General features: G+C 57.9%; 16 protein-coding genes and 1 tRNA gene. 4 read left to right on the top strand and 13 right to left on the bottom strand.

Features of this window, described 5'->3' with window-relative positions:
- Positions 1-3 precede the first annotated feature (3 nt).
- The 6 genes from AC13E3_RS05240 to AC13E3_RS05215 all read right to left on the bottom strand — a co-directional run bounded on the left by AC13E3_RS05240 (position 4) and on the right by AC13E3_RS05215 (position 4,859).
- Positions 4-936 carry an ABC transporter permease gene (locus AC13E3_RS05240; protein ID WP_104271566.1) on the bottom strand — a complete coding sequence of 311 codons (933 nt, stop codon included), beginning with the start codon at positions 934-936 and terminating at the stop codon, positions 4-6.
- A complete protein-coding gene (locus tag AC13E3_RS05235; RefSeq protein WP_104271568.1) occupies positions 933-1,982 on the bottom strand; it encodes an ABC transporter permease in 1,050 nt (349 codons plus the stop codon). Before AC13E3_RS05235 ends, AC13E3_RS05240 begins: the two co-directional genes overlap by 4 nt.
- Before the next feature lie 77 nt (positions 1,983-2,059).
- Positions 2,060-3,352, bottom strand: a complete 1,293-nt coding sequence (locus AC13E3_RS05230) for an ABC transporter substrate-binding protein (protein ID WP_405418253.1) — start codon at positions 3,350-3,352, stop codon at positions 2,060-2,062.
- 3 nt (positions 3,353-3,355) lie between these two features.
- Complete coding sequence (locus tag AC13E3_RS05225; protein WP_227507707.1) at positions 3,356-3,631, bottom strand: hypothetical protein; 276 nt, start codon at positions 3,629-3,631, stop codon at positions 3,356-3,358.
- A gap of 156 nt (positions 3,632-3,787) precedes the next feature.
- The gene (locus AC13E3_RS05220; protein ID WP_405418250.1) at positions 3,788-4,510 is read right to left on the bottom strand and encodes an LrgB family protein; all 723 of its coding nucleotides are present in this window, start codon (positions 4,508-4,510) and stop codon (positions 3,788-3,790) included.
- Complete coding sequence (locus AC13E3_RS05215; RefSeq protein ID WP_008169943.1) at positions 4,500-4,859, bottom strand: CidA/LrgA family protein; 360 nt, start codon at positions 4,857-4,859, stop codon at positions 4,500-4,502. Before AC13E3_RS05215 ends, AC13E3_RS05220 begins: the two co-directional genes overlap by 11 nt.
- Positions 4,860-4,934: 75 nt before the next feature.
- Here AC13E3_RS05215 and AC13E3_RS05210 point away from each other — a divergent pair, with 75 nt between their 5' ends.
- The 4 genes from AC13E3_RS05210 to AC13E3_RS05195 all read left to right on the top strand — a co-directional run bounded on the left by AC13E3_RS05210 (position 4,935) and on the right by AC13E3_RS05195 (position 6,695).
- A complete protein-coding gene (locus AC13E3_RS05210; RefSeq protein ID WP_008169944.1) occupies positions 4,935-5,480 on the top strand; it encodes a YaeQ family protein in 546 nt (181 codons plus the stop codon).
- A 90-nt stretch (positions 5,481-5,570) separates the two neighbouring features.
- Positions 5,571-5,647 (top strand) — tRNA-Arg (locus AC13E3_RS05205).
- A 443-nt stretch (positions 5,648-6,090) separates the two neighbouring features.
- Positions 6,091-6,150: a hypothetical protein gene (locus tag AC13E3_RS05200; protein WP_248185651.1), complete on the top strand. Its 60-nt coding sequence runs from the start codon at positions 6,091-6,093 to the stop codon at positions 6,148-6,150.
- Positions 6,151-6,443: 293 nt separating this feature from the next.
- On the top strand, positions 6,444-6,695 hold the full coding sequence (locus AC13E3_RS05195; RefSeq protein ID WP_228152694.1) for a cation diffusion facilitator family transporter: 252 nt from the start codon (positions 6,444-6,446) through the stop codon (positions 6,693-6,695).
- Between the two features lie 434 nt (positions 6,696-7,129).
- Here the strand turns inward: AC13E3_RS05195 and AC13E3_RS05190 are convergent, their stop codons facing one another.
- The 7 genes from AC13E3_RS05190 to AC13E3_RS05160 form a co-directional block, all read right to left on the bottom strand.
- A complete protein-coding gene (locus AC13E3_RS05190; RefSeq protein ID WP_482901792.1) occupies positions 7,130-10,255 on the bottom strand; it encodes an efflux RND transporter permease subunit in 3,126 nt (1,041 codons plus the stop codon).
- Positions 10,252-11,673 carry an efflux RND transporter periplasmic adaptor subunit gene (locus AC13E3_RS05185; protein WP_405418244.1) on the bottom strand — a complete coding sequence of 474 codons (1,422 nt, stop codon included), beginning with the start codon at positions 11,671-11,673 and terminating at the stop codon, positions 10,252-10,254. The genes AC13E3_RS05190 and AC13E3_RS05185 overlap by 4 nt, the downstream gene beginning before the upstream one ends.
- Before the next feature lie 5 nt (positions 11,674-11,678).
- Positions 11,679-12,998, bottom strand: coding sequence for a TolC family protein (locus AC13E3_RS05180; protein WP_288944945.1), 1,320 nt, complete (start codon positions 12,996-12,998; stop codon positions 11,679-11,681).
- A gap of 616 nt (positions 12,999-13,614) precedes the next feature.
- On the bottom strand, positions 13,615-14,745 hold the full coding sequence (locus tag AC13E3_RS05175; RefSeq protein ID WP_008169948.1) for a hypothetical protein: 1,131 nt from the start codon (positions 14,743-14,745) through the stop codon (positions 13,615-13,617).
- Positions 14,738-17,248, bottom strand: coding sequence for an FtsX-like permease family protein (locus AC13E3_RS05170; RefSeq protein WP_482901791.1), 2,511 nt, complete (start codon positions 17,246-17,248; stop codon positions 14,738-14,740). Before AC13E3_RS05170 ends, AC13E3_RS05175 begins: the two co-directional genes overlap by 8 nt.
- Positions 17,248-17,934, bottom strand: a complete 687-nt coding sequence (locus AC13E3_RS05165; RefSeq protein ID WP_092033491.1) for an ABC transporter ATP-binding protein — start codon at positions 17,932-17,934, stop codon at positions 17,248-17,250. Before AC13E3_RS05165 ends, AC13E3_RS05170 begins: the two co-directional genes overlap by 1 nt.
- A gap of 9 nt (positions 17,935-17,943) precedes the next feature.
- Positions 17,944-18,690 (bottom strand): outer membrane lipoprotein-sorting protein, encoded by a 747-nt coding sequence (locus AC13E3_RS05160; RefSeq protein WP_482901790.1) that lies wholly within the window; start codon positions 18,688-18,690, stop codon positions 17,944-17,946.
- Positions 18,691-18,701: the final 11 nt, after the last annotated feature.

Genomic DNA, 18,701 nt, shown 5'->3' with positions numbered 1-18,701 from the left:
GTGTTACCCCTTGTACAGCCGTGGGTTCATCACATCCCGCAACCAGTCACCCAACAGGTTGATGACCAGCACGAGCACCACCAGCACCAGGCCCGGGATCAGGGTGATCCACCAGGAACCGCCCTGGATGTAGTCAAAGCCGGATTTGATCAGCGAGCCCAGCGACGGCTGGGTCTCCGGCATGCCAAGCCCCAGGAACGACAGCGCCGCCTCGGAGATAATGGCGTTGGCGATCTGGACCGTGGCGATAACGAAGATGGGCGACAGCGTATTGGGCAGGATGTGCCGGAACATGATCCGACGGGTCCCGAAACCCATCACCTTGGCCGCATCCACGTACTCCTTCTTCTTTTCCGCCAGCACCGAAGCACGAACGGTCCGGGCAATCTGGGGCCACTCGGCAACACCGATGATGAAGATCAGCATGTAAATGGCGATCTCACCGAACATCAGGTTACCGAAGCTGGCCTTGAACACTGCGCCCACGATGATGGCAACCATCAGAGTGGAGAAGGACAGCTGCACATCGGCAATGCGCATCAGCACCGCATCGACCTTGCCACCCAGGTAGCCGGCGAGGAGACCGAACAGAATGCCCAGAAACGCCTGCAGGACCACCGCCCCGAAACCGATCATCAGGGACACCCGGGTACCGTAAAGAATCGTGGACAGCAGATCCCGGCCCTGGGCGTCGGTGCCCAGAGGAAATGCCGGATCGGCTCCGCTCATGCCCACCGGGGGCAGCTCAGAATTCATAATGTTGATCTGCGCCAGATCGTAGGGATCGGCGGGCGCCAGCAGGGGCGCGAACACCGCCGCCAGCACCATCAGCAGCAGCACGGCAAAGCTGACAATCGCCACCTTGTCGCGCTTGAAGCTGTACCAGAAGAAGGACTCGCGGAAGCGGTACCAGCGGGAAACCGTTGCCGTTGTCATGCTTTCTTTCCTGTCAGTTTGACGGTGGGATTCACCAGACCGTAGATCAGATCCACCAGGGTATTGGTAACCACGAAAATCAGGCCCACCACCATCAGGTAAGCCACGATCAGCGGAATGTCACTGCGGGTAATGGCCTCCAGGAACATCAGGCCCACGCCCGGCCACTGGAACACGGTTTCCGTAAGGATGGTGTACGCCACCATAATGCCGATCTGCACGCCACCCACGGTGATCACCGGAAGCATGGTGTTCTTGAGTGCGTGCAGGAAGTTGATGCGGCCGGCGCTCAGGCCCTTGGCCCGGGCGTAACGCACATAGTCGCTCTGCAGCACTTCCATCATCTCGGCCCGGATCAGCCGGATAAACAGCGGCAGCATGATCGAGGCCAGCGACACCGACGGTAGGATCAGGTGCATCAGACCGGTACCGGTGAAGAAGCCCGATTCCCAGGTGGCGAACAGGTGAGTCAGCTCATCACCACGCCCGTAAGAGGGCAGGCCGCCCTCAGTGGAAAAGAAGTCGTTCAGCCACTGCCCCCACCCGGTATCGGACGGAAACCAGTTCACCGTCACACCAATGGAGAACAGCTGAATCAGCACAATGGCCGTCAGGAACACCGGGATGGAAATACCCACGGTACTGACGCCCATAAAGAATTTGGATAACCATGCCTGGGGCCGGATAGCGGCATAGACACCAATCGGCACGGAAAGAAACACAATAATCAGACTGGCACCGATGACCAGCTCCAGCGTCGCCGGCAGGTGCTCGGCGATCACTTCCAGGGTCGGCTTGCTGTAGAAATAGGAGTTGCCCAGGTCGCCCTGGAGCGCATTGCCTGCAAACCGCAGGTACTGCACCACCATCGGGTCGTTCAGGCCAAGCTCCTCTCGAATGGCTTCCCTCTCCTCTTCGGAGACGGACATCCCCACCATTTCCTGAAGCGGGTCCCCGAGGCCATCCTGAATGGCAAAGGCAATCACGCTGATCACAAACATGACCAGAAACGCCTGGGAAATCCGCTGAACCAAAAACGCTAACATGGAAAGCTTCCGGATAAGGCTTGCAAACAAAAGGCCGGCGCCGGATCACTCCAGCGCCGGCCGGCCATCAAAGGCAGTTACTCAACAACCAGATCACCCAGGTACGGGAAGTTCATGACATTGAGCACCGGCTCAATATTCACGTTCTTCTTGGAGGCCCAGGCCAGGTCCTGCCAGTGCAGCGGAACAAAGGCGGCATCATCGTACAGACGCTGTTCCACTTCCTGCAGCATGGCGGCACGCTTGTCCAGGTCGGTCTCGACGTTGGCCTTCTGTACCAGGGCGTCGATTTCCGGGTTGCAGTAGTTACCGGCGTTGTACTGGCCAGCGCCAGTGTCGGCATCCGGGCAGAAGGTCAGGAACTCGTAGAAGTTGGCGGAGTCCTCGGTATCCGCGTGCCAGCCGATCATCATCATGTCAGCGGCGCGGTTGTCATACTCCGGCCAGTACTGGGCCTTTGGCAGGGTTTTCAGATCCACCTTGATGTTGATGCGCGCCAGCATGGCAGCCACTGCCTGAGCGATCTTGTCGTCGTTCACGTAGCGGTTGTTCGGCGCCATCATGGTGATTGTGAAACCGTCCTCGTAACCGGCTTCCTTCATCAGCTCCTGGGCCTTGGCCACATCGAAGCGCGGTGTCAGGGACTCGTTATAGCCCTGGTAGCCTTCAGGCGACATCTGGGCAGCAGGGGTGGCGAAGCCTTTCATGATCTTGGCGGCAATGCCTTCCTGGTTGATGGCATAGGCAATCGCCTGGCGAACCTTCGGGTTCTTGAAGGCTTCCACTCGCTCCTGGTTCATGTGGAACAGGATGATGCGGGTGCCACTCATGGTGACCAGGTTGGCGTTCTTGTCGTTGCGGATCCGCTCCAGATCATTGGGCGGAACCGGGGCGATAAAGTCGACACCACCGGACAGCAGCGCAGAAACCCGGGTGTTGTTCTCTTTGATCGGAGTCAGCACGATCTTGCCGACGTTACCCGGGGACTCGGTATCCCAGTAGTCGTCGAAGCGCTCGAACTCGACGCGGACACCCTGCTTGCGTTCGGTCACGGTGTAAGGGCCGGTGCCCGACAGATTCTCGGATGCGAACGAGTTGCCATGTTTGAGGATGGCGCTCTTGTCTTTGCCGTCTTTGCCGTCTTCGGTCTGGCCGCTGTAGAACTCGCTGTCGAACGGGAAGATATAGGTGGCGGTGTTCAGCAGCAGCGGATAGGGCTCACTGGTGACCAGCTCGAAGGTGTAATCATCGATGATGTTGATGCCGCTGAAGGGCTTGAAGATGGCCTTGAAATCCTGGCTCTGCTTCAGGCGGTCGAAAGTGAACTTCACATCCGCGGTCGTCAGCTCGTTGCCGGAATGGAACTTCACGCCCTAACGGAGTTTGAAGCGCATGGTGTTTTCATCAACCCGGGTCCAGCTCTCTGCCAGGCGCGGCTCGAAACCAAGATCCTTGGTCCAGCGCAACAGCGGATCAAAGGTCATATGAGACAGCTGGAGAATGCCACCAGACAGCTGCTCATGAATGTCGAGGGTCACGGGGTCGGCGTCGTACGCCATCTTCAGTTCCTTGGTCGCCTCGGCAGACAGGGCTACCGGCGCCGCCGCCAGGGCCATGGAACCGACAAATGCTGCAATCAGTTTTTTCATCGCGTTTTCCGTCGCTGTTTTAGGAATTTTCACGGAACATCGGCGCAGAACGGCGCCGAATGCCTGGCCAACAAGCTAGTCTCGGAAAACACTTAGGGCAATCGAAATTGCGACATGGGGCTATACGCCAGGTGAATGACCTGATTTGGCGCAGACTTACAGCCGGAAAACCAGAGGCAGGATCAGGGCAGTAAACACACCGGTAAGTCCCATTCCCAGAGACGCAAACGCGCCGGCGCTATGGCTGATTTCAAACGCCCTGGCGGTTCCGATGGCATGGCCATTCAGCCCCAGGGCAAAGCCCAGAATCCGTTCGTCCTCAACAGGCAAAAGCCGCGCGAGCAGGTCTACGAAGAGGGTTGCCACCACGCCGGTGATCAGAAGCCCGCCCATCATCAGGGGCACAGAACCGCCCAACTGCTCGGTAATACCGATGGCGATAGGCGCAGTAACCGACTTGGGGGCCAGTGACGCCAGCACCTCCGGCGTCGCGCCCAACGCCCAGCCAATCACCACGGCGTAAACCGCCGCCATGGTGGCGGCAATCGGCAGCGTGACCACAATCGGGCGCCACATGGCACGGATATGGTGCACCTGCTGGTACAAGGGAATCCCGAGGGCGACGGTGGCAGGCCCCAGCAACACCGTCAGCCAGCGCGCGCCCTGCTGGTAATCCTGGTAATCCACCGCCAACGCGATGAAGCCAGATAAAAGACACGCAGACAAAACAACCGGCGGCAGCCAGATAGGCCGGCCAATGCGGGAGAACAGCCAGTTGCCGGCAAAGAAGGCACCGAGGGTCAAACCGATCGCAAGAATCGGGGTGGCGGCAAGCGACTCCGGCAGGGCCTGGAAGCGCGCGAGTAGCTCACTCACCATCGCTAACGCCTCTTTTCGTCACCGCTTTCATCAACAACAACGTCGTCAGCACACTGAGAAAGGTGCCCACCAGCAATGCCGCCGCAACCGCCAGCCACTGCCCGGAGAACTGGTTCGCCGTGAAAAACACACCCACCACCCCCGGCATGATCAAGAGCACCAGCACCGATATCAGCCCCTGGCTGGCCCGAGCAAGATCATCACTCACGTTGCCTTTAAGCATCAGCGTGAAGGTAATGACCACCATCCCCAGCACGCCGCCACTCACCGGCAACGCCAGAAGCAGGCGCACAGACTCGCCAAGAATAAAAAACAGCACCAGAACCAGAAAACCACGCAACATCGGCATGCGCTTACACTCACCCGGGAAAGAATTGCATTACACTAGCCCAAACCCCTATCCCGATACCAATGCAGGAAGCCCATGGCGCTCAAAGCAACCATCCTCAAGGCGACGCTCAACATCGCCGACATGGACCGTCACTACTACGCGGATCATCAATTGACCATCGCCCAGCATCCGTCGGAAACGGACCTGCGCGTGATGATCCGGCTGCTTGCCTTTGCCCTGAACGCCGGCGACACCCTCGAATTTACCAAAGGCCTGAGCACCGATGATGAGCCAGAGCTGTGGCAGAAAGACCTGACCGGCGAAATTGAATTATGGATCGAGCTTGGCCTGCCAGAAGAAGACCGAATAAGGAAGGCCTGCAACCGCGCCGGGAAAGTGATCCTCTACACCTATGGCGATCGCGCATTCCCAGTCTGGTGGGACAAACATCACGGCAAGCTGGAACGTTTCGACAACCTCACCATTGTTCACCTACCCGGCGACAGCACTGAGGCCCTGGCAGCGCTCGCGGACCGGTCCATGAGCTTCCAGGTGACCATCCAGGATGGCGAGGTCACCTTCAGCAATGACAACAATCTGGTATCGATTACCCCCGAGCAGCGACTACCCCAGAACTGAGGTCAGGACTTGCCGCCGGGGGCTGGACAGACACCCGCTACGCACGTAAGATTGCGCACTCGAAATCGGCGAGTCATCGTCGAGCTCGAAGCGCCCGTAGCTCAGCTGGATAGAGCGTTGCCCTCCGGAGGCAAAGGTCATAGGTTCGAATCCTATCGGGCGCGCCATTATTTTCAAAGGCTTGCGTGAAAACGCAGGCCTTTTTTATTTGCCTGTGCCCAAATTGTGCCTTGCTGGAGCCCAGTCACTTTAGGCCGCTGCTATATCACTCAGTAAAAAGACCATTGCACGGTTTCCACCTCACCATCTCCAAGGCACAGCCACTCCGCGTTATCTATGAATCCAAAACGCCTTGTTGTCGAAACCTTTGGTCGCAATGCGAACATTGGAAGCAACCAATTAACGCTTCTTCCCGCATTACTTCGAAACCTATATGAGGGAAAGCACACTTTTTCAGTATACAGCTATTTCACATTCCCCCTGAAACCAAGCATAAACGGGTTGCAGTAGCCATCTGGGCAAACGGCATCCTGACTCTCGTCCAGATCGCGGAAAGGACTTTGCCGGCAGCTTGGCGCTGATTGCCGATGCTATACATAACTTCTGGGACATGGCATCGCTGATTATCGCGTTCGCGGCCCGTAAAATTGCGCGTCGCCCGGCTGAATAAAAGCTGACCTTCGGCTACGGGCGAATAAAGGTAGGTGTTGCGCTGTTAAATACACCACCTTGATCATGATAGGGCCCTACCTGATATACGAGGGTGTCATGCGGTTCCCAGATCCGCTGGAACTCAAGGGGTGTTGGGTAGTCTGACTTACATTGTTGCACTGATAATGGACGCGTTGAGCGCGCTGCTGACCTACTCAATGCAGAAGGGCAGCGTTAATATTCATGCGTTGTTTTACACAACTTGTCTGATGCGTTTGCGTCAATAGCAGTGTTATAGGCGGAGCTCTTATCTTGCTCTACGACATGCGCTGGGTTGATTCCGCAATCACCATTGGCATGGCCAGCTATATTCTCTACCTGGACCTGACAGAAATTGGCGGGACCATCAGAACACTCATGCTGGGGAGTCCCGAGGATATCGGCACAGATTCCGTCATTGGGGCAGTATCAGACTTAGAAGGAGTTATCGACTTCACCCCGTACATTTTTGGCAGGTGGGTGAGCATGATGCCTCGCTCGACGCCCGTGTGGTTGTCGAGATGAGTGCGTGGAATGAACTTGAGAAAATCAAGGACGGGATAAAACAGGCTTTGGAGAAAGAGTTCAGCGTAACTCATTCAACACTGGAATTTGAACACCCTGACTACAAGCACGAGGGGGCAAATACCTATAAACATAGTTAACCGGCGCGCTATGTGACATACCTCATCATGCAGATTCCAAACGAATGGCGAACCACAAAGGCACGAGGACTCCATGCGAGACATGATTGAACCCCATCAAATTTGGGCCTACCCCATCGCTGCTGTTCTCGGCCTTTTAGAGGGCAGGAAACCTCCCCCGGGAAATATGTTGCCAGAGTATCTGCCCGGGACTCCATACCCAGGCTCTTGCTTTATAACAACATTACCCAGACACCGCTGCATCATCAGACCTCGCCAGATTCTCGAAAGCAATATGGCGAGGTCTAACTTTCTTTACGCTTCGGAAAAACTCCTGCGTTTCCAGAGATAGTAACCTACCGGTATCACCAGCAGTGCCAGAATCACGGCACTGATCATGCCTCCGACCATGGGCGCGGCAATCCGCCCCATGACTTCCGATCCGGTTCCGCCACCCATCATGACCGGTATCAGCCCGCCGATGATGGCGGCCGCGGTCATCATTATCGGCCGCACCCTCATTCCGGCGCCATGAAGCACTGCATGGCGAAGGTTTTCCCGCCTTGGTTTCAGCCCGTTCTTTTCACAGGTTTCCAGCATCGATTCGTAGGACTGATTGAGATAGACCAGCATGATCACACCAATCTCCACAGCAACACCGGCCAGGGCAATGAAACCGACGCCGACGGCAACCGAGAAGTTGTAACCCAGCAGATACATCAGCCAGAAGGCGCCAACCAACGCGAAAGGCAGGGTAGCCATGATGATACCCACTTCCGCAAAGCGCCCGAAGTTCAGGAACAGCAGCAGGACAATAACACCCAGTGTCACCGGAACCACCAGGGTCAGTTTCTGCTTGGCGCGAAGCATGTACTCATACTGGCCAGACCAGTTGACGGAGTAACCGGCGGGCAGATCCAGCTCCTCCTTCACGGCGGCCTGCGCCTGCTGCACATAGGTGCCGATATCCACACCCTCGATATCCACATAGCTCCAGCCATTGAGGCGGGCGTTTTCACTCTTGATGGAGGGCGGCCCGTCCTCCACCCGGATATCGGCCACGTCGGCCAGGGAAATCCGCTGGCCGGATTCCGTCACCACGGGGAGCTGCTTCAGTTTTTCGGGTGAGTCCCGATAATCCTCCGGGTAGCGGAGGTTGACCGGGAAGCGCTCAAGCCCTTCGATGGTCTGCGCCACGTTGATTCCGCCAATGGCCGAGGCCACAACCTGCTGAACATCGTCGATATTCAGGCCGTAGCGGGCGGCACGCTCCCGGTCAATATCCACCTTGATATAGCGCCCGCCGGCGACCCGCTCGGAGTAGACAGAACTGGTGCCGGGAACCTTCTCCAGTATCTCCTCAAGGCGTTTACCGATGCGCTGGATAACCGAGAGATCCGGGCCGGCCACCTTGATGCCCACAGGAGTTTTTATACCTGTTGCCAGCATATCGATGCGGGTTTTGATCGGCATGACCCAGGCATTGGTGACCCCCGGGAAGCGAATCAGCGAATTGAGCTCCTGCTTGAGCTTATCGGTGGTCATTCCATCCCGCCACTGATCCTTGGGCTTAAGCTGGATAAAGGTCTCAACCATGGTCAGCGGCGCCGGGTCGGTAGCGGTATCCGCCCGCCCCACCTTGCCAAACACGGTTTTCACTTCGGGCACCGTGGCGATAAGCTTGTCCGTCTGCTGCACCAGCCTCCTGGCCTCGGCAATCGAGATGGCGGGGTAGGTGGTGGGCATGTACATCAGGTCGCCCTCATCCAGGTTGGGAATGAATTCACTCCCGATCTTGGTTGCCGGCCACAGGCCGACAACCAGAACCAGTACCGATACCAGAACCGTTGACAGCGGAAACCGGAGCACCAGCTTCAGGGCCGGCATATAGGCGGCGACCAGCAGCCGGTTCAGCGGATTCTTGTGCTCCGGCAGCACCTTGCCACGAATGAAGTAACCCATGAGCACCGGGACCAGCGTCACTGCGAGAGCGGCACTGGCCGCCATGGCGTAGGTCTTAGTGAACGCCAGGGGCGCAAACATCCGCCCTTCCTGGGCTTCCAGGGCAAACACCGGCACAAAACTGACAGTGATGATCAACAGCGAGAAAAACAGCGCCGGCCCGACCTCCGAGGCCGACCTGGCAACTATTTCCCATCGGTTCTCAGGCGTCAGCGGTGTTCTCTCCATATGCTTATGCATGTTCTCGATGAGCACGATAGCGCCGTCGATCATGGCGCCGATGGCAATGGCGATCCCCCCGAGCGACATGATATTGGCATTGATACCCTGAAAGTACATGACGATAAAGGCGGTCAGGATGCCCACCGGCAGGCTGATAATTGCCACCAGCGACGAGCGGACGTGGAACAGGAAAACCATACACACCAGGGCCACCACCACAAATTCCTCGAGCAGCTTGAACCCGAGGTTATTGACCGCGCGCTCGATCAGGCCAGAGCGATCGTAAACCGTCACCACCTCAACACCTTCGGGCAGGCTCGACTGCAACTCTTCCAGCTTGGCCTTCACACCATTAATGGTTTTCTGGGCATTTTCACCAAACCGCATTACCACAATGCCGCCAATGGTCTCCCCGTTGCCGTTGAGTTCCACAACGCCACGTCTCGCCTGCGGCCCGATCTCAACGCTTGCCACATCCTTCATCAGGACCGGCGTGCCATTTACGTCAAGACCCAGTGGAATCGACAAGAGGTCTTCACGGGACTGGATATAGCCAGTCGAGCGGACAATGTATTCCGCCTCGGCCATCTCGATCACCGATGCACCGATTTCCTTGTTGCCCCGCTTGATGCTGTTCTGGATGTGGGACAGGGGGATACCGAATGCCCGGAGTTTTTCGGGATTCACCTTGACCTGGTACTGCTTGACCATGCCGCCGACCGTGGACACTTCCGAGACACCGGGCACTGTCTGCAGCTCGTACTTCAGAAACCAGTTCTGCAGAGTGGTCAGTTGGCTCAGGTCGTTGTTCCCTGTCCGGTCAACCAGGGCATACAGGTAAACCCAGCCGACCCCGGTCGCATCCGGCCCCAGTTGAGGCCGGGCCGATTCAGGCAGGCTGGGTATTACCTGCGACAGGTATTCCAGCACCCGGGAGCGGGCCCAGTACATGTCCGTATCTTCATCAAAGATGATATAGACGTAGGAGTCGCCGAAGAACGAGTAGCCCCGGACCGTCACCGCACCCGGCACCGAGAGCATGGCCGTGGTCAGCGGATAGGTCACCTGATCTTCCACCACCTGCGGGGCCTGGCCGGGGTAGCTGGTTTTAACGATAACCTGGACATCCGAGAGATCCGGCAGGGCATCCACCGGCGTCTTTGACACCGAGTAGAGCCCGAACCCGGTCAGCAATACGGCGGCAAGCATGACCAGAAAACGGTTCTGGACAGACCAGTTAATGACCGACGCAATCATGAGGCGCCTCCGTCATGGTCCATTTCGCCCTGGTTCATCTTGCCATGGTCCATTTCGCCCTGATCCATCTTGCCGTGGTCCATTTCGCCCTGGTTCATTGGGTTCTGATCCATCCCCTCATGATTCATGGTTTCAGGGCTGCCCTTGGCATCAGCCTTGCCCGCGCCCATGGCGTGCCCGGAATGGTTCATATCCGGGTCCATCGCCCCTGTGGGCGGCGGGGACATCCGCCGGAAATCCGATGTCTTGCTGGATTCAGAGTCAATCAGGAACTGCGCCGAGACCACCACCTGGTCGCCGGGAACGACGCCTTCCAGAATCTCGGCATACCTGTTCCCGACCCGTCCGGTGGTAACGTTAACCGATTTGAAGGCGCCTTCTTCCAGGGCCAGAACAACGCGGTCGGTCTGCCCGGTGCGGATAACGGATTCCCGGGGCACCAGGGTGCGCCTTTCACTGGGATCGCCCTGTATGTCGACGCTGGCGAACATGCCCGGCTGCAACATGCCATCGGCATTGTCAAAGCGCATCCTGACCTGTGCGGTCCGGGTCTCGAGATTGATTTCCGGGTACACGTAGTCCACGCTCCCCATCCAGCTGCGCCCGGGCATGTAGTCCAGGGTCATCTCTACCGGATCGCCGGCACTGATGGCCCAGAGCTGGCTCTCGAACACCTCCCCGATCACCCAGACCTCGTCAAGCGAACCGATGGACACAACCTTATCTCCGGGCTTGACGAATGCACCCTCACGGACATTCAGGACATCAATAACCCCGGAAGCCGGGGCATAGAAAGTTATGGTCCGCTGCACATCCCGGGTCTGCCTGAGTGTCCGGATCAAACGGTCCGAGACATTCAGCGACGACAAACGCTCCTCGGCCGCCCTGATCAGGCGCGGGTTTTTCCGGTCCAGTGCCAGGAGCAATTCCTCCTGGGCATTCACCAGGGTGGGTGAGTAGAGGGTGTAAACAGGCTTGCCCTTCTCAACCGGGTCGCCCTCGGACTTTACATAAAGTTTCTCGATCCACCCTTCAACACGGGGGTGCATGTGGTACAACTCGTCTTCGTTATACTGCACGTAGCCCACGGTAATAATATTGCTGGGCAACTGCCCCCTGATGGCCTCGTCCGTGCGAACGCCCAGGTTATTGACAATGTTCGGCGCAACCCGGACGGTGCCTGGCGAGTCGTCAGCGCTCCCGCTGTCCTCGTAAACCGGAACCAGATCCATGCCCATGGGCGACTTGCCCGGTTTGTCACTTCTGAAGCTGGCGTCCATGGGTGACACCCAGTACAAGGGTTTCTTTTCCGCGGACGCTGGTGCCGTTGCGGTTTCGGAGGCCAGCCAATAGGCCGCCCCGGCCCCGGCAATGCCACCAAGCAGTATAAAGCCCAGCGGGCGAACAAAATTAGCCATGATGGTCAGTCCTGATAGCGAGTCTGTGAAAGTGAAGGTACTTCGGAAGAGCCTGAGGTCAGGTAACGGAAACTGGCGAAGTTCCGGGCCCGCTCCGCGGTCATCCCGATCAGCTCAATCTTGGCGTTGAGATCGTCGATCCGCGCACGTACGGCTTCGGCGAAATCGCCGTCGTCGTTGTTATAGGCGGTCAGTGCGGCCTCGGCCTGCTCTTCCATTTGCGGCAGCAAGAACTGCTGGTATATCCCGATGCGGTCATCAAGCCGTTTAATCCGGGCAAGGGCTGAACGGGCCCTTGCCTGAATCACGCGAAGCTGCAAAACTCGCTCTGTCTTTTCTGCTTCGAGCCGGGCCGCTGAGGCGTTCAGCTTCCGGTCCTGGAGATTGCCGGTAAACAGCGGGAGATCAAAACCAATCCCCACGGAGAAGAGATCCGCCCGGTCCTGCCCGCCGGGCACGCGATCCCGGTAGCCATATTGCGCAGAAACCGTCCATTCGGGCTTGTAAGCCTCGCGGGCAAGATCCACATCAATGGCCCGGGCCTTGATCTGCTGGTCCGTGGAACGGATCAGGGGGTGACGGATAAGGGTGCCCGCACTGGTTTCCGACCAGCCGTCCCGAGGCGCTGTCAGCAGTTCGGGGGGCACCGTTTCGGTTACCTCCAGCGAGGCATTTTTCGACCCGATCCACTCACCCAGAGCTTCCTGACTTGATTGCAGCTTCAGCCTCAGGTCGGTCAGCCGGTCATCCAGGCGCGTAAGCTCCAGGGTGCCCCGGACAACGTCCTGCTGCCGTGAGATCATGGTGGCGGTTATGTAACCCGCCTCGGCTACGTCGGACAGCTGCTCGAAAAGATCCCTGTTATCCTCAATCAGACCGATGCTCTGTTGTGCCTCCCACACATCAAGCCAGAGGCGGGTCACCGTTTCCACCACCCTGGCGCGCCGGTTCTCCCTCTGAAAAGGTTGCTCCTGCGCCAGCTCTTCTTTCCTGTCCTGCGACAACTGCAGGCTGTCGCCGCGCGGAATCCGCTGCGAGATTCCGACCGTGGCCTGGGTCATCGCTTCCTGCCCGGTGTCGAACGTGTCCACGGGCAGATTCGCGGCGCCAAGTGACAGCCGAGGGTCGGGCAGGGCCCCCTCGGCAATGGACTCCTCCAGTAATGCTTGCTGTATCTGGGCACTCTGGCGAAGCCATGGATCGTATTCAATGGCGGCATCAATCACATTCGCCAGTTGAAGTCTGGGCTCCGCCCAACCGGGCAGGCTGGTCAAAACCAACGCCCCGAAGATGGCGGATCTGAAATAGCGAGCAGGAATAGCCAAGGGTAGGTCTCCACAGAAGTCTGTTAATCTGTTCAGGTACGCCATGCTAAATCTCAAACCTGAACTCTAACTGAACTTACCTGGGTTTTCAGGATATTTTGATCTGGCTCAATTTGTGTTTCATGTGATAAAAACCGAGAGAATCTTTGGTTTTTCATTAACTATCCAGAATCACTCCGAAAACTGATGCTTTAAAAAACTCATCAGACAGGATCGGCAATTATTTTCTGAATATAAAGCCTTTACCACCAGCCCAACAATGTGATATACCTGAGGGTCTCAGTGGTATAGCACATAAAGACGAGCAAGCACATTTCAGCGCATAAAAAAGCCGCAGAGGCTTCTGCGGCAAGGACAAACCTGAGACAACACAAAGGACAATCGTGTCAGGTACGATGACTGCCCCATGTACTGCAAAGTAAAACACAATACCCTGAAACAAACCTGAATTTCTGACACCTCTTAAAAAAAGATGACCGTCGAGTGGCCTATACACTAAATAACTGCCCATTAAACCGCCACACGATTCATTTGCTGAAATGTACATATAAAGGAACGCCTGGGTAGAGTGATACTTCTTTGATTGTGGGCGCCAAAATACGACCAGACAGAATATTCAGAAGTACCATTGCATCTCCACCAATCCCAGAGGCTCAAGCATTCCGTACTCGCTGGTGTCGTTACCACCAAACCATTGGGCTCCGGCTGTGAGATAGATTTCCTGGCTGAAGGGAGGCGTCCAGGTGGACCGGGGATAGAGTACCCAGCTTGCATCATCAACATTGCGAATGGCCACTACCCGATACTGCCAAAACGGGTTGATATCCTGCCATGCGAGCAACCCGGTATAATGGCGCCCGGCATAGAGCGGATCTGTGGACAGCAGGTTTCCAAGGCCAGAGTTTCCCGGCGGTACGGGCCGGCCGTTGTAGAAATATTCCAGTGCCAGGTTGAACCCATTGCGAAACGACCAATTCAGATCCGCCACTCCCTGCCAGTAGCTGTCGCTGGCGTCCGGGTCGCTCCAGACGAATTCCGTGCGCCAACCGGTGCCGATCACCGAGCCACTGCCGTCAAAGCCTATCCTGGTGACATCGGCAAACTCACCTGCCATCAGCCCGGCATCTACACCACCAATATAGCGCTTGACCCGGGCTGCCGTACTGGCCTCGCCGTCATTGTGTTGCGGGGCATGGACAGCGCTGATGCGTCCTAAGGCTCCCCAGGGTTTGTCCCAGAGAATGGCGTCCACACCCACCCGTTCATCCGGCTCCAGTTGCAAAGGGCTGACAGGATTGAGGATGTCCATCGGGTTCCAGATCAGGGCCGTGGACCAGTTCACCTGCTGGCGGCCGAAGCGGAAATCACCGGCCGGCGACCGCCACTGCACCGTGCCACGATAGAACTGGTGGCGCGCCAGCAATGTCCCCGACTCGTGAATATCCCCCTGCAGATCCCAGTAGCGAGGTTCCGGGGCATCCCGGAGCAAGGCGAACTCCGGGCTGTCCAGAAAACTGCCCGAAACCAGTTCCAGGTCGTAGGCCGCGTCCACAATCCAGTCCTGATATCGATATCGGGGGTTCAGACGCAGGCGGGTAAGGTTCGAAACGTAGCGATCACCGTCGATCAACGAGCGCGAGCCGACGCTGAGATTCTTCAGCGATCCGGACTGGCTGAACCCGGCCTCAACACCTGAAGCCAGCATCAGGCAGACCAGCCCTGACGCCACTTGCCAGTGCCTAGCCATGATGAATGGCCTCGACCGGGTCCAGCCGCGCCGCCCGCCATGCCGGATACAGCGCCACCGTCACCGAACAGAGAAACAGCAGCAGGCTGGGCAGCCAGACATGATCAAACATCAGCACCGGATAGACCCGGTCGGTAATGCCCGGAATGGTTTCCAGCGCCCCGCTGATCGAGGACAGGTCAATGCCGGCCTGGTTCAGCCAGTAGACCAGCGCACCGCCCGCCAGGGTTCCGGCCACCATGCCCAGTACCGCCAGAAAGAACGCCTCGAACACAATCGTCAGCAGCAACTGGACACCTCGGGTTCCCAGTGCCAGCATGACGCCCAGTTCCCGGGTCCGCTCCATCACCGACATCACCATGGTATTCATGACCCCGATGGCCACCACGACAAAGACCACCGACAGAATGAGATAGAAATCCACCTGGCTCATTTCCACCATCTGCACAACCACCGGGAGCAGGGTTTCCCAGCCCTGGGCCTCCAGTCCGTCGTTAGTCAGAGGCAGCGACTGGTTCAGGGTTCTTGCCAGGGCCGCACTCTCTGCGCGGTCTGACAGCCTCAACACGATCCGCGAGACTTCGTCTTCCAGCAGGCCACCCAGGCGGCGGGCTGCGTTGATATTGGTGAAGACATACTCTGTGTCGAAAAGGTCACTGCCAGTGCGATAGATACCGAGAATGGCCTGGGCACTGGAAGCAAGATCTCCGCCAGCCTGCTGGACCGTAATGACCAGCTTGTCCCCCAGCCGGGCACCCAACTCCTCGGCCAGTTTCTGGCCAATCACAATTCCCGCCTCCCCGGATTGAACATAAGTGCCCTGCTCCATGTATCTGAAAAGTTCCGTAACCGCCCTCTCCTGCTCCGGTGCAATACCCACCAGCTCCACCGGCAGACTCTTCCCGGGGTTTGCCACCATGGCACGCAGCAATACCCTGGGTGCGGCAGCCTCAACCTCAAGACGCGCCTGCAACTGCTGCTGCAGTGCCTGACTGTCGGCAATGCGAAAAGCTGGCGACAGATCGACGTCGTGGCCCTGCGCCATTACCTGCACATGCCCGCTAAGCTGCTGTGTCGAATTGTGAATCATCTGCTCAAAGAAACCATCGGCGAAAGCGTATAAGAACAGATAGGCCGCCAGCCCGAACGCAGTGGCCGAGGCGGTGATCACTGACCGTCGTGGATTGCGGAATACGGAGCGCAGTGCCATTTGCGCGAATATCAGCAGTCGATGATCAGACGTCACCTGCCAGTGGATCCGGCGGATACGGTTGATCATAGTGCGACGTGCGCCCATCGCCTCCAATGGACTGTTGCGGCTGGCCTTCCAGGCCGGGATGGCCGCTGCCAACAGAGCCACCGATATAACCACGATGCCAATCACCACCAGACGCTGGAATTCAATGGTGGGATAGACGATACCGCTCAGGCCCGGCATGGTATCCATGGCCTTGATATAGGCGCTGAAGTCCAGCCCATGGGTACCGAAATAGCCCGTCAGTGACAGCCCCAATGCCAGACCCAACAGGTATCCCAGGCCCGCCAGGATGGCTGTTTCCAGAAGCACCAGCCAGACAATACGACTGCTGGGCGTACCCAACGCCATCATTACACCGAATTCCCGGCCACGCTCCAGTACCGACATCAGAATGGTGTTGACGATGCCGGCCGCCACCACCACAAACACCACGAAGATCACGATGTAGGCGACAGCATCGTGAAACGCAACCATTTGCACCAGCGACGGCATCAGCGCTGGCCACCCCAGGACTTCTACGTTCCAGGCCTGCATCTGATTCCGCAGGCCTGCAACCACCGCTTCAAGCCGGTCGGAATCCTCTACGCGGGACGCAATCTCGGTAAACCGCCCCTGAAAGGCATACAGCGCCTGGGCAGAGGCCAAGGGCATCTGGCCCACGAAGCCATCAATACGCTTGATACCGGTCTCGAATACGCCCACCACTTCGAACCGGTCGGCGCCAATAGAGCCGTCCGACGCCTGCACCACCAGTACCAGCTCGTCGCCCGGGGAGACATCCAGGGCACCGGCGGCATCGACGCCAACAAGAATTTCATTGCCGCGCTCCAGGTAGCGACCACGGACAATCGACCGGTCAAGCCGGGTGACCCGTGGCTCCGTCGCGCTGTCGACGCCCATCACCTGTAATGCCCGTGACTGGTCCTCACGGCTGGCCAGGGCATGGCCCGTCACCCGGGGGGTGGTTGCCGCCACACCGGCTACGGCCGATACCTCCTCTGTGAGATTCCAGCGCTCGGCCAGGGCAATGTTCATCTCCCGGTCATCGTGAAAGCCCCGCTGATGTACCTTCAGGTCGCCGGTCACATAGCCAGTCATGTTGTTGATCATCTGGGCGTTGATGCCATCAATGAATGCCCAGAGAAACACTAGCCCACCGACACCGACGGCCACCGACAACAGTGTGATGACCGTACGCCGACGATTGACCCGAAGATTGCCAAAAGCCAGACGTAGCCACGCCATCACGACCGTATTTCCTCACGTTCGACGCGGCCATCGCGGAGATGGATTACCCGCCGCGCGCGTTCCATCACCATCGGGTCATGGGTGGAGAAGACAAAGGTAATGCCATGCTCGGCATTGAGCTTACGCATCAAGTCCAGTAGCGCCGCGCCGGTCGTGGAATCGAGATTGGCCGTGGGCTCGTCGGCCAGGACAATCGCGGGCTTGCTGACAATCGCCCGGGCCACCGCAACACGCTGTTGCTGGCCGCCAGACAGTTCATGGGGCAGGCGCCGCTCCAGCCCTTGCAGGCCGACCTCCACCAGAATACGCCGGGCCTCGGCACGGCGCTCCCGAAACGGCACTCCGCGCAGCATCAGCACATACTCGACGTTCTCCTGAGCCGACAGCACGCCAATCAGGTTGTATTCCTGAAATACAAAGCCAACCTTCCACAGCCGCAAAAGGGTCCGCTTCTTTCGGCTAAGCCCGGTGATTTCCTCACCCGCCACCTGAATGCGCCCGCTATCCGGCTCGTCCAGGGCTCCAATCTGATTCAATAGCGTGGTTTTACCCGATCCAGACGGGCCCACCAAGGTTGTGAACTCCCCGGCCTCGATCGCGACCGACACCTCATCCAGGGCCTTGACGGCGATGGAATCCTGACGGTAAATTCGCGAGACTTTCTCCACATTGACGATGCTCATGCCGGGCCCTCACTGTGGGTTGCGCAGCCGGCGCAATGAAAACACCTCTTCATCGATCGACAGGTCGAATTCAATAGACTCAATCGTGATCACCGTGCGGGACTCGGGGTTATCGGCGTCCACCATCGTCCAGCGGGTGGGTATCCGGCGCCCATCCATGGTTTCGATCTGGTCATAGGTCATGCGCTTGACGATCTGATCGCGCTCGTCGTAGTAGGCAAGCGAAACCGGGATCGAGTCCTCCCGAACATTGAATTCAAGACGGCTCCACACTACCGGGGCATCAGGTCGGGGCGTCGAGACAACCCGATACACAGGCACCTCACCGGAATCGTCGGTTTCGACCAATTCGTGGGTGTAGTCCTCGACGAACGAGCTTTCCTTGACCAGGTCGTCGTTGCTGAAGTTGGAGCCCATCCATGGCTGGAGCATCATCGACGGTGGGATCTTGATGGTGCGATCAACTTTGGGCAAGTAATTCCACATGGCATCGCCGATGCGCAGCGAGCCGATGCCGGCCTCTTTTTTGGGCGCGTGAATGCGAATCAACGTATGCTCCGGACGATTCATCCAGGCTTCCAGTTCCAGTGTGCGAGTCCAGTACTCAGACTCGATCCACATAGTGAAACGGCCGTGATTGCTGTCGGACCACAGAGTCTGTTCCATGCCTTCAATCAAGGAAACTGCCGAGGGAGGGCCCGCAACAAGACGGCCTGATGCGGCAAACAAAAGGAGAACGCTGATCCAGACTCTCATTGACTACTCCC

It is taken from the genome of Marinobacter sp. L-80 (assembly GCF_056859395.1).
Note: the sequence above shows the minus strand (reverse complement) of the source record. Positions and strands in the feature narration are given on the sequence as shown.

Excerpts from the sequence above, each read along its gene's own strand:
- AC13E3_RS05240 (WP_104271566.1), bottom strand. The coding sequence starts at position 936 with ATGACAACGGCAACGGTTTCCCGCTGGTACCGCTTCCGCGAGTCCTTC.
- AC13E3_RS05235 (WP_104271568.1), bottom strand. The coding sequence starts at position 1,982 with ATGTTAGCGTTTTTGGTTCAGCGGATTTCCCAGGCGTTTCTGGTCATG.
- AC13E3_RS05225 (WP_227507707.1), bottom strand. The coding sequence starts at position 3,631 with ATGAAAAAACTGATTGCAGCATTTGTCGGTTCCATGGCCCTGGCGGCG.
- AC13E3_RS05220 (WP_405418250.1), bottom strand. The coding sequence starts at position 4,510 with ATGGTGAGTGAGCTACTCGCGCGCTTCCAGGCCCTGCCGGAGTCGCTT.
- AC13E3_RS05215 (WP_008169943.1), bottom strand. The coding sequence starts at position 4,859 with ATGCCGATGTTGCGTGGTTTTCTGGTTCTGGTGCTGTTTTTTATTCTT.
- AC13E3_RS05210 (WP_008169944.1), top strand. The coding sequence starts at position 4,935 with ATGGCGCTCAAAGCAACCATCCTCAAGGCGACGCTCAACATCGCCGAC.
- AC13E3_RS05190 (WP_482901792.1), bottom strand. The coding sequence starts at position 10,255 with ATGATTGCGTCGGTCATTAACTGGTCTGTCCAGAACCGTTTTCTGGTC.
- AC13E3_RS05185 (WP_405418244.1), bottom strand. The coding sequence starts at position 11,673 with ATGGCTAATTTTGTTCGCCCGCTGGGCTTTATACTGCTTGGTGGCATT.
- AC13E3_RS05175 (WP_008169948.1), bottom strand. The coding sequence starts at position 14,745 with ATGGCTAGGCACTGGCAAGTGGCGTCAGGGCTGGTCTGCCTGATGCTG.
- AC13E3_RS05170 (WP_482901791.1), bottom strand. The coding sequence starts at position 17,248 with ATGGCGTGGCTACGTCTGGCTTTTGGCAATCTTCGGGTCAATCGTCGG.
- AC13E3_RS05165 (WP_092033491.1), bottom strand. The coding sequence starts at position 17,934 with ATGAGCATCGTCAATGTGGAGAAAGTCTCGCGAATTTACCGTCAGGAT.
- AC13E3_RS05160 (WP_482901790.1), bottom strand. The coding sequence starts at position 18,690 with ATGAGAGTCTGGATCAGCGTTCTCCTTTTGTTTGCCGCATCAGGCCGT.